Consider the following 14,542-nt stretch of genomic DNA (forward strand, 5'->3'; position numbering starts at 1 on the left):
ACCATTCATCATTTCAAAACCATCATAGCAAACAATCCAAACTTTGTATATCGGTTAAACAAAGTTTTTGGATACCAACCGGTTGTGTTTTCAGACAAACTAAAATAAACTGGATTCATTAGTTTAACGCTTGTACAAACGAGGGAGCCCATTGCAAACAACCGGAGATCAGCATTTAGTCAAAAAAATAAATAAAACGATCGTCCTGGAAGCGATCAAAAAAGAAAGCCCGCTGTCGCGGGCGCAGTTGTCGGAGATGACGGGCCTCAACAAAGGAACTGTATCGACCCTCGTGAGCGAGCTGATCGAAGAAAAGCTCGTCTATGAGATCGGACTCGGTCGCTCAAGCGGCGGCCGCAAGCCGGTCATGCTGTTGTTCAACAAAACGGCGGGATACGCAATCGGCGTCGATCTCGGCGTCCGTTATCTGCTTGCCGTGCTAACCGATCTGGACGGAAAAATCGTCAGCGAGCGCCAGGTCGAGCTGGAGCGGAGCGAGGCCGGCTATGTGCTGCCCGTTCTTGCAAATACCGTCCGCTCGCTGGCCGATGCCGCTCCGGACAGCCCTTACGGCGTCGTCGGCGTCGGGATCGGAGTCGCCGGCATCGTCGACGATAAAGGAACCGTGCTGTTCGCGCCAAATCTGGAGTGGCGGCAGGTCGAGCTGCAGCGGCTGCTCGCGGAAGAGCTCGAGCTGCCCGTAACGATCGGCAACGAGGCGAACGCCGGAGCGCTCGGCGAGATGCAATACGGGGCGGGCCAAGAAGCGTCCGATCTGGTCTACTTAAGCGTCGGCACCGGCATCGGAGCGGGCATCGTCGTCGGCGGCCGGATCTTGCCGGGAACCGGCGGATTCGCCGGCGAGATCGGTCATACGACGATCGAGCAGAACGGCAGGAAATGCAGCTGCGGCAATAAAGGATGCTGGGAGCAGTACGCTTCCGAGAAGGCGCTGCTGGAAGCGGCAAAGCCGCTCGGCGTCGAGCGGCTGGGTAAACTTGTGGAACTCGCGGAAAGCGGTTCTACGGAAGCGATCCGGCTGTTCCACGAGGTCGGCGAGAGCCTCGGGCTCGGCATCGCCAATATCGTCAATACACTGAATCCCGATCTGATTCTGATCGGCAACCAGATGACCCGCGCCGAACCGTGGATCCGCAGTTCGATCGAACGCGTCGTCACGTCCCGCTCGCTGCCGTTCCACCGGAAGCAGGCGCAGATCCGCTTCGCTTCATTAGATACGCATTCTACCGTGCTGGGCAGCGCATATGATGCGATATCCGCCTTTTTCTCCAAGGACCGGATATCCTTGTAGCTCATTTCCGTCATGCCCGTCAGCTCCGAGGGCTTACGCGGAACGTCGGCCCGGCGCAGCGGACCGGGAGCCCGGCTTCCGCAAGTAGACGAACCAGTACACTGTCCCTACGAACAACGAGCCGCCGACCGCGTTTCCGAGATATACCGGAATGAAATTGCGGACGTAGTCGCCCCAGTTCGCGTATCCTTCAAAGATGGCGGCCGGGATGACGAACATATTCGCAACCACGTGCTGAAAACCGATCGCCACGAACGCCATCGTAGGGAACCAGATGCCGGCGATTTTGCCGGCGATATCGTCTGCTCCGTACGCGAGCCATACCGCCAACGCGACTAGCCAGTTGCAGCCGATGCCGGAGACGAACGCCTGCAGGAACGTATCCTCCAGCTTATGCAGCGCGATCGCCGCCGTCTGGCTCATATAAGGTTCGGCCGCGGTCAGACCCGCCACATGGCCGAATAAGTATGCGACCAGCATCGCGCCGAGAAAATTGCCGGCCGTGACGCACGCCCAATTCACGAGCAACTGCCGTGTCGAGATTTTCCCGGCCAGTCTGGCGACGGGAACGGCCATCATATTCCCGGTGAGCAGTTCGCCGCCCGCCAGCAAAGTCAGAATGAGACCGAGCGGAAACACCGCAGCCCCCGCCAGGGCGCCGACGCCGGACCATGCGTCCGGGAATACCGCCGCGATGCGGATATGGAGCAAAAAACCTAGTGCGATAAAAGCTCCGGCCATCACGCCTAACGCGGATGAGCGGGCCCAGCCGAGCGACGTCTTATAAACGCCCGACTCCACGGCGATCGCCGCAATGTGGGGTGGCTTGTGATAAGGCATACGCATCCGACCTTCCGGTGCCTTACTTGGCAGTTATTCACTATATACAGAATAACAGCCGTCCGGACAGTTCGGATGTGACTTATTTCACAGTACGATTACAACCCGAGCTTGAGACCCGCGCCGGCGGCTTCCCGGTACAAGCCCGACGCCTTCACCTCGCGGACGAATTCCTCGAATTCCTCGATATCGAGCTGCTGGTCCGCATCGGACAACGCCGCGGGCGGATTCGGATGCACCTCCGCCATGATGCCGTCCGCTCCAGCTGCGAGCGCCGCCTTAGCGCACGGGATCATAATATCTTTGCGGCCGGTCGAATGGCTCACATCGACGAGTACGGGCAGATGGCTTTCTTTCTTCAGAATCGGCACGGCCGAAATATCGAGCGTGTTGCGGGTCCATTTCTCGTAGGTGCGAATTCCCCGTTCAATCAGCATGACCTGCGTATTCCCTCTGGATACGATATATTCGGCCGCATGCAGAAATTCGTCCAACGTCGCGGCGAGCCCCCGCTTCAGCAGCACCGGCTTACGCAATTCGCCCGCCGCTTTCAGCAGCTCGAAATTATGCATGTTGCGTGCCCCGATCTGCACAATATCGATGTACGCGGCCGCTTCCTCCAGATGTCTCGGATCGACAATCTCGCTGATCGTCAGCAGACCGTACTCGTCGGCCGCTTCCTTCAGCAGGCGCAGCCCTTCGAAACCGAGCCCCTGAAAATCGTAAGGCGACGTACGTGGCTTGAACGCCCCGCCCCGCATAACCGGCACCCCCGCGCGCTTCAGGCTGGCGGCGACCTCCATCACCTGTTCCCGGCTTTCCACCGAGCAAGGTCCTGCGACGAGCACCGAATCGGCACCTCCGATCGCCGTACCCCGGAGCCGGATCACCGTATCCGCCTGCTCCTTCCTGCGGCTTACAAGCAGCGGCTGCTTCTTGCGCTCGGGCTGCTGCAGTTGAAGCGTAGCTTTGAATATTTCTTTGAACAAATGACGGATCGTCTGATCGTCGAACGGCCCTTCGTTGCTTGCCGCAAGCCGGTCGAGCATCTGCTTCTCCCGCTGCGCGTCGTGAACAGGCACATCTAGACTTTGTTTGATTTCGCCGATTAACACGCCGATCCGCGCTCTTTCGTTCAGCAGCTCCAGCAGTTGCTCGTTAATGCCGTCCAAGCGGCCTCTAAGTTCATGTAGTTCCGTAGTTTTCATCGGGGTTCTCTCCTACATCTATTTTATTTTGGTGAACGGGCACTGTTCGGAGCCCGTTTGTTTCTGTGAACGCAAAAAAGCCCCACGTCCAAAAGGGACGGGGAACCGCGGTACCACCCTTATTAGAAAAAACGACGGCTGCCGGCGTAGCCATGCGTAGTTCTCACTCGATGCACGTTAACGGCGTGCGTCCGGGGCATCTCTACTGAGGCAACCGCTCGATCGGAATCAAGTGCAGTTTCCTCGTTCAAGGCCCGACTCGGGAGTGAATTTCGGCCGTCCGGTCCATTCGGGCGCTCTCAGTCTATCGGCGCTCCGTCCCTGGTAAGAACCGTGATCGGCTTACTTGTCTCCGTCATCGTCTTGGAATGTTAAACCAGATTATAGAAGATTCAGACGATTTACGCAATAGACTGCTGGGAAGCTTTAACGCAGCACAAAGGTAAACGCCTGCCGGCGTCCATGGCACTGCCGAATTCCGGGACTTAGCGCCACCTTCCGCTATACGTTCTGTCTAATCATAGAAATGAGGCTGTCGATTCAATGTGGACAATCAAGTGGAAAGAGAAAAGATTACCTTCTGGCGAGTTTTGTCTGGAATCCCTTACCTTACAATCCTTATTCAATCAAGGGGTTCAGGACAACCTGTCTGAGCAGAAGAAGGTAACTTTTCACTTGGAACGGCCTGCTATCACTTCTATACAATGAATCGACAGCCTCGAAAAACGCGCTATTTCGGGAAAATTCGGGCCGCCCCAACATTTTCCGATGCGGCTCGCGCGTCTCCCTGTTATACTTAGGAAAGTGCATAAATTTGGCAAGGGCCGGATTTTGAACCGGTCAAGGGGAGGCACCGTCTAATGAAAGAGGTGAAGCAAGTGGAAACCGGCGCCAGCGAAAATTTCGATTATTTGAGATACATAGCCGAGACGACTGATCAGAAGGCGATCTTGCGCGAATTGATGACCGCCTACGGCGACGATGTATGGAATTATGCATTCAGCATATGCCGCAAAACCGATTTGGCCGACGATATTACACAGGACGTCTTCTTGAAAGTATACCGGAGACTGACCTCGTTTCGCGGGGAATCGTCCGTAAAAACATGGTTGCTTACGATAACGCGCAATACAGCGCTTGATTATAAACGATCCGCGTTTTGGCGCAGGGTGACGTTAATGGACGTCATCTCCCCCCACGGCTCTCACCGTTCGGCGGAGAATGAAGCGATGGAAAATATGTCGGTTAACGGCATTTGGGCCCAAGTGTTGCAGTTGCCGCCTAAATATAGAGAAGTACTCATTTTATTCGCCCACCATCAATTATCGATGAAAGAGATCGCCGACGTGCTTGGAATCAGCGTCGGAACGGTCAAATCGAGGCTGCACCATGCGCGGCTTAACATTTTGAAGGCGAAGGAGCGCGGAATACATGAAACAGATTGACGCCGATATGGAAGCCGAACTAGAACGAGAGCTGTCATCCGGCCCTTTGCCCCGCAAAGGATTTACAGACCAGCTTCGCAAGAGGATCGAAGAGCGCGTGGACGAGAAAGAAAAAAGTTCCAGGTCGTGGTTTGCGATGGCCGGTTACGTATGCTCGATTATCGTTATGCTCGCCGTCTTCACCTCTGTCGTTCTGTACAGCGACAAAACGGCGGAAATCGCAATACCGAATACAGTCGAAATCCAGCAGCCGCAGCAGCAAGAGCTGTCTATGTTCAGCGCCGGCTACGATTTGCAGGAATCGTTCAAGTCCGGGCTGCTGATCGGCCTGCGCAACGACGACCGGGACGTGACTTACCGGACGTTGTATATCGCACCCAAAAACGACCGTCCGGCTGTAGTCGCTCAAGGCAGCGGCATATTGGTACCTTATAAGCGCGATTTCTGGAAAATCGATCAGCTCCGTTACGAGACCGTGACGGACCGCTTGGAGTTTTTTGCGGCGCGTCCGGCTTCCCAGCGGGCAGCGGAACCGCGGAGCATCGCTCCGACACTGTTCCGGGACAATCCGAACGAAAAGGTCGTACATGCCGAACGGATTTTGTTCGCCGGCAACGAGTACGTCTCGATCGGCGAGACGAACGAAACGATCGCCGGAAACGTTTCCAGCCCCAGTAGCAAAATGTGGACCACGACGATCCCAAGCTTGGCGGGCAAACGCGAGCCGGTCTCGCTGAGCGAGGTGCTGCAAGTGAATACGACGGCGCCCGATTATACGACGCACGAATGGTTCGTAGCCCGCAGCCAGGGCCGCTGGGTTCCGATGACCGCCGAGAAGGCGGCCGAGGCGACCTCCGCCAAACCCGCCCTGCTCGAAACGTACCGGCAAATTAACGCGCAGCTCCCCAAAACGGTCGTCAATCACGACGAGCCGTGCTGCGCCTGGAGCGAGCTCGGCACCCGGTTTCCCGGCGCATCCGACTCGTTCTCTTCGCCGGCCAAAGATATGACTGTCGTATCGTCCGACGGGCTGCTGCTCGTATTCGGCAGTCCGGATCAGCTGTCCGGGGAGCCTGCGCTTACGATCAAGCTGAAGCCAAAGGAAACCGTCGTTATGGCGCAGTGGGCAACCGATCACTATGTGGAGGAATGGGCGGTCAAAACTTCGCAGCTGCTGCGTTAATAAGAAAAGCTTCTTAACGGCTAAACGGAGCCTTAGCCACGATGAATGATGAGACAACTTGCATAGGGGCTGCCTAACTAGATAAGGGTCTCTGGCACCCTTTATTTTCGGCATATTGGGCTACCAGAGATCAATAGAGGCGATTTGTACCCCTTATTTCCACTACCTGAAGGAGATTGCGCCTTTTCGCGGAAATTAGCAGCTTCAAACCGCTCGTATTCCGCGCCCAAGCCGCTTTTCGGACAACATAAAAGCTGCAAACCACTCCTATTCGACTCCTTCCCCCAGCTAGTAGCAGGGCGGAGAGCCGAACGGCCATGATAAGCAGCTTGCGGCACCGGCTGACTCGACAAGTAAGGGCGTCTTTTACCCGCTTTATCACGGTGAAGAACATTCAAATATTAAAAAAAGGCTCAAGCTGCCCGGCAATCGGGAAGGCTTGAGCCTTTTCTTTGTTCTCTCCTGAGCGCGGGAAAGCTCAGGTTCGCGGTGCAACCAATGCCCGCTTGAACAACGGTTCAGGCGCCGGCTGCCGCCCGTTTATCCGGTTACTGGCGCCAACTCACCCGTCCGTCTCCGGCTTTTTTACGATCATTACCCCTTCCGCATGTTTGCGGCTCATCAGCTTACGCTTTTTCCGGTCTTCCTTCGATTCGAATACGATGTCCATATCGTAATCGTCAGGGTACAGCTCGCTTTTGGCGATATGCAAGGCGAGTCGTTTCCGGTTTATTCTAAACCGCTGCTTCTGGATCATAACGCCTACGTTCCCTCTCGCATCCTCCGCTTCGCAGACGATTCCGGTTTTGCCCAGATAAGCGATGAACACGCAGTCTCCGATCTCCAGCTTCGGAGCGGGGACAGCCCCTGCTTCATTCCGTCCTGAATCGCCTGAAGTCAGTCCCGCTCCTGTCCTTTCCTGTCGGCCTTGCTTCACGGGCCGATTGTCCTGCCGCTGTTCCTGCGGCTCTTCCTGAAGCTCCTCCAGCCGAACGCGCACCGGTTCCGGGTCAAGCTCCCGTTTCTGCTCCAGCTCCGTAAGGCGCGGATACTCCTGCTTTGCTCCGGTCCCCGGCTTCGCCAGTCGCGCCCCATCGGTAAAGTCCGCTCCACTCCCTCGTGCGGACGTTAATTGCTCCGAGCGCGAGATAATGCCCGCCGGTATTCCCAGCTTTTTGGCGATCAGAAATGCATAGCTCTGCCCCGCCTCTCCGATACGCAGACGGTACAGCGGCTGCAGCGTCTCGGCGTCGAATTCCATCCGGGCGTTCTGGAATCCCGGAGTTTGTGAAGCAAAATGTTTGATTTCGTTGAAATGCGTCGTAGCGACGACCGTAGCGCCCCTTTCGTGCAGCGCCTCCAGGATGGCGATCGACAGCCCGACTCCTTCCCCGGGGTCGGTTCCAGAAGCCAGCTCGTCGAGCAAGACGAGCGTCGAGCCGTCCGCTATATCCAAAATGCCGACCATATTCCGGATATGCGCCGAAAACGTGCTGAGCGACTGCTCGATGCTCTGGCCGTCCCCGATATCCGCCGCCACGTGGCGGAATACGGCAAGCTCGCTCCCTTCGCCCGCCGGTACGAGCAGACCGGATTGGGCCATCAGGGTGAGCAGACCGACCGTTTTCAGAGCGATCGTTTTGCCTCCGGTATTTGGGCCGGTAATCACAAGCGACGAATACGATCTTCCGATCGTAAAATCGAGCGGGACCGTGCCGCCCCCGAGCAGCGGATGAACCGCGCTGTGCAGACGGATGAGGCCGCGGTCGTTCAGCCCGACGTTTCTGCCGTTGACGGCAAGCGCAAACTTTGCTTTGGCAAACAGGAAATCATACGTGCCGATCGCCTCTACATTCAGCTTCAGCTCATAATCGGCTTCTTCCACCAGTCCGGTCAGATCAGCGAGCACCTTCTCCTCCTCCCTCGCCTCCTCGGCGCGCAAACTTGCAAGCTCATGCTGCAGATGGGCGATCTCCTGAGGTTCGATATACACGGTTTGACCGCTGGACGACTCATCCAGCACGGAACCGGCTACAAGCTTCCGGTGCTCCTTCTTAATCGGCAGCACGTACCTGCCCGAACGGACGCTGAACAACTGTTCCTGCATAATCGAGCGGTGCCTGCTCATCAGCGCATCCATCCGTGCTTTGATTTTTTCCGCCACGGCGGCGATTTTCCGACGAGTTTTCAGCAAATCCCGGCTTGCCCCGTCGTCTACTTGCCCGTTGCGGATACAGCGGTCGATCTCCCGCTTCAGCCCGGACAGCTCGTGCATCGAGCCCGCATACCCGGCGATGCGCGGAGCGACGGACGCTTTGGCGGCCATATACGTCTGGAGCTGGCCGCAGCCTTGCAAGAACAGCCGAATGTTCGCAAAGTCCTGTTCGTTAAACACATATCCCGTACCCGACAGCTGCAGCACCGTTTCGATTCCGCTTAGCGAGGGGATCGGCACGCTTGCGCCGTTATTCAGGATGGCCAGCGCCTCCGCCGTCTCGTCCAGCGCCGTTCGTACCGTCCGGAGTTCCGTCATCGGGCGCATCCCCTCCACATGCCGTTTCCCCAAGTACGAGACGGCATAGTCCGCCACTCGATTGACGACTTTATCGTATTCCAATCTGTGCAGTGCATACTGATTCACATTGATCGCTCCTCATCTTCTTTTGCTTCTTAAAGAGGTAGTTCAAACAAGCCCGCTCTTGATCACGAAGCAGCTCAGGAAGCCTGCTCGACATCGAATATGGATTCAGCCGGAACTTCCGGTGCTCACGTAGCCGCCACTACGCTCCGCTCCTCATTTCCTAGCTTCATCCCATCTTCTCGGTGCTGAAAACCGGACTTTTGAACTCGCACTTAAACAAAAAAAGGAAGGCCAAGAATGAGCATAGTCATTCTTGCCTTCCTCGTCCTTATCCGCGTTTGCCAAATACAATAAAAAAACCGTGCTCAAAGACAGCACGGATCGGCGCGTAGATAAAGGTATCTAGGGCAATGATGATATCCGCTGTTCTTAACTACATTCCGAGGCTCGCTGGCAGGCATAGGAAATAAACGTCCTGTTTTGGACAGGCCATTCTCCTCGCGCTTCAACGCCTCTTATGGAATTAAATTAGTTAAGAACGTTCACCGACATCAAAATCTCTCCCAGTACAAAGATACTACAATTATATAAATCTCCCGGCCCGGCGTCAAGCCCGGAGTTGGTTCGGACTTCCCGCCCTCGCCCGACTTTCCGGAATCGGGTACAATGGAATTCGACAGAAACTATTGACCTTGACATCTGTGTCAAGGTTTATACTGATCTTGAAACCGTTATTCAGATCGGAGTAAGCAGGGGGGAGGGTGCATCGATGAGAATCGGAGAACTAGCCAGTATAACCGGCGCCAGCCTTCGCTCGCTGCGCTATTATGAGCAGCAAAAGCTGATAAGCCCGGTACGTTCGGACAACGGATACCGGGAATACAGCCCTTTCGCTGTCGAACAGGTCGAGACGATCCGGTTTTATATCAGCCTCGGCTTCACGACCGAACAAATCGCCGGCTTTTTGCACTGTGTGATGCAAAATAAAGAAGCGTTCTGCCGGGACGTTCTGCCCGTATACGAAACGAAAATCGCCGAGCTAGACCAGCAGATCCAGTTGCTTTCGCGGATCAAATCCAATCTGGAGGAACGGGTCCGGGCGATGCTAGACGAGCGGGAGCAGGATGCGGACTACGACGTAATCCAGCCGCCACCGGAAGCCGGCCGCGCTCCGTCCGGCGGGTGAAGCGCATATAATCGAACCTTCAGCCCCTTCGATCGCGGGGTTGAAGGTTTTTTTGTACGATTTTGCGGAACGTTCAAGAGCTAAAGCTTTATTCGAGGCTGTCGATTCATTGAGTAGAAGTGATAGCAGGGCTTTCCAAGTGAAAAGTTACCTTCTTCTGCTCAAACAGGTTGTCCGGAATCCCTTGATTGAATAAGGATTGTACGGTAGGGGATTCCAGACAAACTCGCCAGAAGGTCATCTTTTCCCTTTCCACCTGGTTGTCCACATTGAATCGACAGCCTTTATTCGTCGTATATTTTTCCTGCAATGGGAAACCTAATGAAACGAGGTGACCGCAGGATGAGCTACAAGTTTCGACAGCCGATTGCATTGTCGGACCTATTAAAGCGCCGGGCCAAACGATTTCAGGCCGAATTGGACAGCCGTTACGAGAAAAGCGTATCCGCCTACGAACATCTTCCCCTGACCGGTGATCTGGACACGAACGTGGAGGCGGTACGTTCGATTTTTGGCAACAGCAGCGATTTAGTCATACGCCGTTTTCTGGTGGCCAAAGGGAAGCTGCAAGCCGCCGTCATTTTTTTCGACGGACTGACCAACACGGAAACCATTAACGAGAATATTATACAGCCGCTTATGGCTGCAGGCAGCCTGCCCGATTCGGAAAGCGCGCTTTCGTCATCCACCGACTGGCTGGACAAAACCGGAATCCCCATTGGCGAACTGCATCATACGGACCGGCTGAACAGAGTAATCCGCACGATCCTGTCCGGCGATTCGGTTCTGCTGCTGGAAGGCTCGGACACGGCGATTCTGCTTAACTCCAAAGGCTGGGAAAGGCGCGGGATCGACGAGCCTCGTACCGAATCGGTCGTACGGGGGCCAAGGGACGGATTCACGGAAACGTTATGCATCAATACGGCCCTGATCCGCCGAAGATTAAGAGATCCGAATCTCCGCATCCAGTACATCACGGTCGGCCGGCGGTCGAACACCGATGTAGCAGTCGTCCATGTGGAAGGACTTACGAACCCGCAAATCGTGGAAGAAGTGGTGACCCGGATTCGAGCCATCGACATCGACGCCGCCCTGGAAAGCGGATATTTGGAGCAGGTGATCGAGGACAGCCACTGGACTCCCTTCCCGCTCATTCAGAACACGGAAAGACCGGACAAAGCGACGGCCAACCTGCTTGAGGGCAAAGTGATCGTTATTTGTGACGGGACCCCTTTCGTCCTGATCGCCCCGGCCGTATTCGCACAGTTTTATCACAGTCCGGAAGATTATTACGAACGGTTTCTGATCGGCACGTTAATCCGGCTGATCCGCGTAGTCAGCATGGCGATGGCGCTGCTGCTGCCCTCGCTCTACATCGCCTTCAGCTCGTTCCATCCGGAGATGATCCCTTCCCGGCTCGTTATCGCGATGGCGGCGGGACGATCGACCGTTCCTTTCCCATCGATCGTAGAAGCGTTCCTGATGGAGGTTACGATGGAAATATTGCGGGAAGCGAGCGTCCGGCTCCCCGGGCCGATCGGTCCGACCATCGGAATCGTCGGAGCGCTGGTTGTCGGACAAGCGGCGGTTCAAGCCGGTATCGTCAGTCCGATCATGGTCATCATCGTTGCGCTGACGACGATCGGATCGTTCGCGGCACCGAGCTACAGCGCGGCGATTGCACTACGGATGCTCCGGTTTCCGATGATGGTCGCAGCGGCGTTTTTCGGGCTGTACGGCATTATGCTGCTGCTCATCTTAATCATCATTCACCTGTGCTCGCTGAAATCGTTTGGCGTCCCGTATTTGGCTCCTCTGACTCCCAGCCGGTTCGGAGATTTGAAAGACACCTTCCTGCGGGCGCCGTTCCAGTGGATGACGATGAGACCTACTATTTTCAAACCGAAGGACAAACGGCGCGCTTCGCGCAATGCCAGAGAGGCGGGAGGCGGGCAGCATGGTTCGGACAACCGGCAGCAGCACGGGCAGCGGTACTCGGACAACGGAGGACCGGAACAAGCCCGATAAACCTTATCTGATCACGATCCGGCAATCGAGCGCCATGATTGCCAGCGGTCTGATCGGCGTAGGAGTGTTGACACTGACCCGGAAAACGGCGGAGTCGGCGGGAGAAAGCGGATGGATCGTGGCGATCGGCGGGACGATGCTGGCACTGGCTGTCATTATCAAGCTTTCCAACCGCCACCCGGGTCAGACGATCGTTGAGTATGCGTCCCGCCTGCTCGGTCCCCGTCGCTATCCGCTGATCGGCCGGATTGTAGGCTTCCCGCTGTTCCTCGCCTTTTTTTTGTTTTGGGCCACCTCGACGGCATTGGTCGCCCGCACGTTTGGGGATGTCGTCGTCACCACCGTGTTGACCCGGACGCCTTTGGAAGTGGTCATCGCAACGATGCTGATCACGTCGTTTATTTACGTCATGTATGACGAGGGAGTGGTCGCCCGCGTCAACGAAATCTTATTGCCGATCATCGTCATCCCGGTGCTCGTCATCGCTTTATCTTCTTTTCAAAGCGCGAGAATCGATAACCTCCTGCCAGTGTTCGACGGAAACTGGGCAGGCTTGATGAAAGGGATTTTCTATACGGCAAGCTCGTATCTCGGCTTCGAGATCATGACGATCTTTTTCGCCGATACGAAACAAGGCAGCAAGCGGATGACCGGCGGGATGGTCGGTGTCGCCATACCCGGCTTGATTTATGTGCTGATTGTCATCTCCAGTATTTCCGTATTCGGGGTGGAGGAAATCCGTCTTCTGGCCTGGCCGACTCTGGAGCTGGTCAAAACAAGCGAGGTTCCCGGCTTCATCCTGGAACGGCTGGAATCTGCGTTTCTCGGCGTATGGGTGGCGGCCGTTTTCACGACGGTAGGCAACATGTACTATGCGACTGCGGCCATCGCCCGGCGTACATTTAAGCTGAAAAGCCACCGTTGGATCGCTTTGTTCTTGCTTCCCGCTTACTATTGGTTTTCCCTGGTTCCGCAGAACGGGGAAATGCTGCTCCAATATTCGCGGTTTATTAGCAACGGGGGGATGATTATCGCCTATTGCGTGCCCGTACTGCTGCTGTTCCTGTCCTTCGCCAAAGGGGGACGCAAGCGGGAAGGACAAACTCAGTCCGGCCAAGCCCTATCGGATCAAAAGGAGGCATCGACCACGTGAACCGCACTCGCTTATGCATGATGACACTGCTGTCCGTTATGCTGATCACGGCCTTGCTGTTATCCGGCTGCTGGGATCGCCGTGAAATCGAGGAACGTACCTCCGTCGTCGCCATTGCGATCGATAAGCCGAAGGACCGTCCGGATATGATTTTACTGACCGTCCAAATCCCCATCCCGATCCGGATCGCCGGTTCCGGCACGGGCAGCGGAGGCGGGGACGGCACCAATTCGGTTGAAGTGATGTCCGCTATGGGAAGGACTGTCGTCGATGCCTTTGAAAATTTGCAAAAACGGTTAAACCAGCAGCTGTTTTATGGACATACCCGTGTCATCGCGATCGGCGAAGAAGTGGCCAAGTCGGGACTTGTCTCGATTCTCGACCCGTTCCGGCGCGACCCACAAATACGCCGGCTTCTGTGGCCGATCGTCGTCAAAGGAGAAGGCCGAAATCTGCTGACCGCCACTCCCACGCTCGAGCAGATTCCGACCGTATTCATTATGACGATGATCGAAAACGGGACGCGCAGCGGACGCATTCCGGAAGTGAACTTGGGCACGTTTTTCGTCGATCTCTCTTCGGTGTCGAGGGAACCTTATTTGAACTATGTCGAGGTAAACGGCAAAGACATCAAATGGAGCGGCGTCGCTATTTTCCATGACGACCGGATGGTCGGCAGACTGAGTGAACGGGAAACGTGGCGGCTGATGCGAATCCGGGAGAAAAGTGACGGAGGCAACATCATTTTTCCTTTCGAAGGAAATCCGAAGCAGCTCGCGACGATTAATACCGAATTTGTCGAGAGCAAAAAAAAGATTACGTTTAAGGGCGATCAAGTCATCGTACGGATCTATGTCTCTATCGAGAGCAATTTGCTGGAGAAAACGTTTGAAACCGACTTGTTCAACCCGCAAACGATAAAACAGCTGGAGCAGGACGCCACCGCTTATTTGGAGAAATATACAGCTGATCTCGTTCACAAATTACAGCATCAGTTTCGCACCGACGCGTTCGGCATCGGCAGCCACATTAAAGCGTATCACAATGCAAAATGGAAAAGTATGGATTGGAACAGACAGTTCCCCGAAGCGGACATCAAAGTGTTCTACGACGTAAAACTGCGCAACAGCGGAATGGGGATGCGGTAATGGCTGCCCCCTTCCGGGGCTCTGTCTGATTCAGCACTCTCGCCCGTCCCCGGGGAGGAGCTGCGGAATTGGGCTTGTCCGGATGAGCCACAAAAGTGTCAATAGGCTTCCGCTTACATACATTGGAAATGTGCATTTATCCAGTGTGAAAGGAAGTCGGTACAATCATGTGGGTGTATATACCGGCACAATACGTGCAAGTTCCTGACGATGATGAGCGTTCTCTCGGATTCCCTCCTTCTGGTCCGTGGGGACCCGGAGGTACGCAAGGCGGCGGTATGTGGCCGGGTGGCGGCGGTGGCGCGTGGCCTGGCGGTGGCGGCGGGTGGCCTGGCGGCGGTGGCGCGTGGCCTGGCAGCGGTGGCGGATGGCCTGGCGGCGGTGGCGCGTGGCCTGGCAGCGGTGGCGGATGGCCTGGCGGCGGTGGCGCGTGGCCTGGCGGTGGCGGCGGGTGGCCT

At 55.9% G+C, this 14,542-nt stretch carries 10 protein-coding genes; 7 read left to right on the top strand and 3 right to left on the bottom strand.

Going from position 1 to position 14,542, the window contains the following annotated elements:
* The first annotated feature begins 151 nt into the window (after nucleotides 1-151).
* Complete coding sequence (locus tag IDH45_RS24955; protein ID WP_190930863.1) at nucleotides 152-1,312, top strand: ROK family transcriptional regulator; 1,161 nt, start codon at nucleotides 152-154, stop codon at nucleotides 1,310-1,312.
* 33 nt (nucleotides 1,313-1,345) lie between these two features.
* On the opposite strand, the gene IDH45_RS24960 is transcribed toward IDH45_RS24955, so the two are convergent.
* On the bottom strand, nucleotides 1,346-2,152 hold the full coding sequence (locus tag IDH45_RS24960; protein ID WP_190930864.1) for a formate/nitrite transporter family protein: 807 nt from the start codon (nucleotides 2,150-2,152) through the stop codon (nucleotides 1,346-1,348).
* A 98-nt stretch (nucleotides 2,153-2,250) separates the two neighbouring features.
* On the bottom strand, nucleotides 2,251-3,360 hold the full coding sequence (locus IDH45_RS24965) for a bifunctional 3-deoxy-7-phosphoheptulonate synthase/chorismate mutase (protein ID WP_190930865.1): 1,110 nt from the start codon (nucleotides 3,358-3,360) through the stop codon (nucleotides 2,251-2,253).
* Nucleotides 3,361-4,220: 860 nt separating this feature from the next.
* On the opposite strand from IDH45_RS24965, the gene IDH45_RS24970 reads away from it, so the two are divergent.
* Together IDH45_RS24970 and IDH45_RS24975 are read left to right on the top strand one after the other, a co-directional pair.
* A complete protein-coding gene (locus IDH45_RS24970; protein WP_190930866.1) occupies nucleotides 4,221-4,805 on the top strand; it encodes an RNA polymerase sigma factor in 585 nt (194 codons plus the stop codon).
* A complete protein-coding gene (locus IDH45_RS24975) occupies nucleotides 4,792-5,988 on the top strand; it encodes a hypothetical protein (protein WP_190930867.1) in 1,197 nt (398 codons plus the stop codon). Before IDH45_RS24970 ends, IDH45_RS24975 begins: the two co-directional genes overlap by 14 nt.
* 562 nt (nucleotides 5,989-6,550) lie before the next feature.
* On the opposite strand, the gene IDH45_RS24980 is transcribed toward IDH45_RS24975, so the two are convergent.
* Nucleotides 6,551-8,629: an endonuclease MutS2 gene (locus IDH45_RS24980; protein WP_190930868.1), complete on the bottom strand. Its 2,079-nt coding sequence runs from the start codon at nucleotides 8,627-8,629 to the stop codon at nucleotides 6,551-6,553.
* Between the two features lie 709 nt (nucleotides 8,630-9,338).
* On the opposite strand from IDH45_RS24980, the gene IDH45_RS24985 reads away from it, so the two are divergent.
* The 4 genes from IDH45_RS24985 (at nucleotide 9,339) to IDH45_RS25000 (ending at nucleotide 14,084) form a co-directional block, all read left to right on the top strand.
* Nucleotides 9,339-9,755 (top strand): MerR family transcriptional regulator, encoded by a 417-nt coding sequence (locus IDH45_RS24985; protein ID WP_190930869.1) that lies wholly within the window; start codon nucleotides 9,339-9,341, stop codon nucleotides 9,753-9,755.
* Between the two features lie 342 nt (nucleotides 9,756-10,097).
* Entirely contained in the window at nucleotides 10,098-11,783 is a 1,686-nt protein-coding gene (locus IDH45_RS24990; protein ID WP_190930870.1) for a spore germination protein, read from the top strand.
* Complete coding sequence (locus IDH45_RS24995) at nucleotides 11,713-12,936, top strand: GerAB/ArcD/ProY family transporter (RefSeq protein ID WP_190930871.1); 1,224 nt, start codon at nucleotides 11,713-11,715, stop codon at nucleotides 12,934-12,936. The genes IDH45_RS24990 and IDH45_RS24995 overlap by 71 nt, the downstream gene beginning before the upstream one ends.
* On the top strand, nucleotides 12,933-14,084 hold the full coding sequence (locus IDH45_RS25000) for a Ger(x)C family spore germination protein (protein WP_190930872.1): 1,152 nt from the start codon (nucleotides 12,933-12,935) through the stop codon (nucleotides 14,082-14,084). Before IDH45_RS24995 ends, IDH45_RS25000 begins: the two co-directional genes overlap by 4 nt.
* Nucleotides 14,085-14,542: the final 458 nt, after the last annotated feature.

The organism is Paenibacillus oceani (assembly GCF_014705615.1).
In the GTDB taxonomy this organism is placed as follows: Bacteria; Bacillota; Bacilli; order Paenibacillales; family NBRC-103111; genus Paenibacillus_AB; species Paenibacillus_AB oceani.

What these genes read in the sequence shown, in the direction of transcription:
- IDH45_RS24960 (WP_190930864.1), bottom strand. Translation starts at nt 2,152, where the DNA reads ATGCCTTATCACAAGCCACCCCACATTGCGGCGATCGCCGTGGAGTCG.
- IDH45_RS24995 (WP_190930871.1), top strand. Translation starts at nt 11,713, where the DNA reads ATGGTTCGGACAACCGGCAGCAGCACGGGCAGCGGTACTCGGACAACG.
- IDH45_RS24975 (WP_190930867.1), top strand. Translation starts at nt 4,792, where the DNA reads ATGAAACAGATTGACGCCGATATGGAAGCCGAACTAGAACGAGAGCTG.
- IDH45_RS24985 (WP_190930869.1), top strand. Translation starts at nt 9,339, where the DNA reads ATGAGAATCGGAGAACTAGCCAGTATAACCGGCGCCAGCCTTCGCTCG.
- IDH45_RS24990 (WP_190930870.1), top strand. Translation starts at nt 10,098, where the DNA reads ATGAGCTACAAGTTTCGACAGCCGATTGCATTGTCGGACCTATTAAAG.
- IDH45_RS24970 (WP_190930866.1), top strand. Translation starts at nt 4,221, where the DNA reads ATGAAAGAGGTGAAGCAAGTGGAAACCGGCGCCAGCGAAAATTTCGAT.
- IDH45_RS24965 (WP_190930865.1), bottom strand. Translation starts at nt 3,360, where the DNA reads ATGAAAACTACGGAACTACATGAACTTAGAGGCCGCTTGGACGGCATT.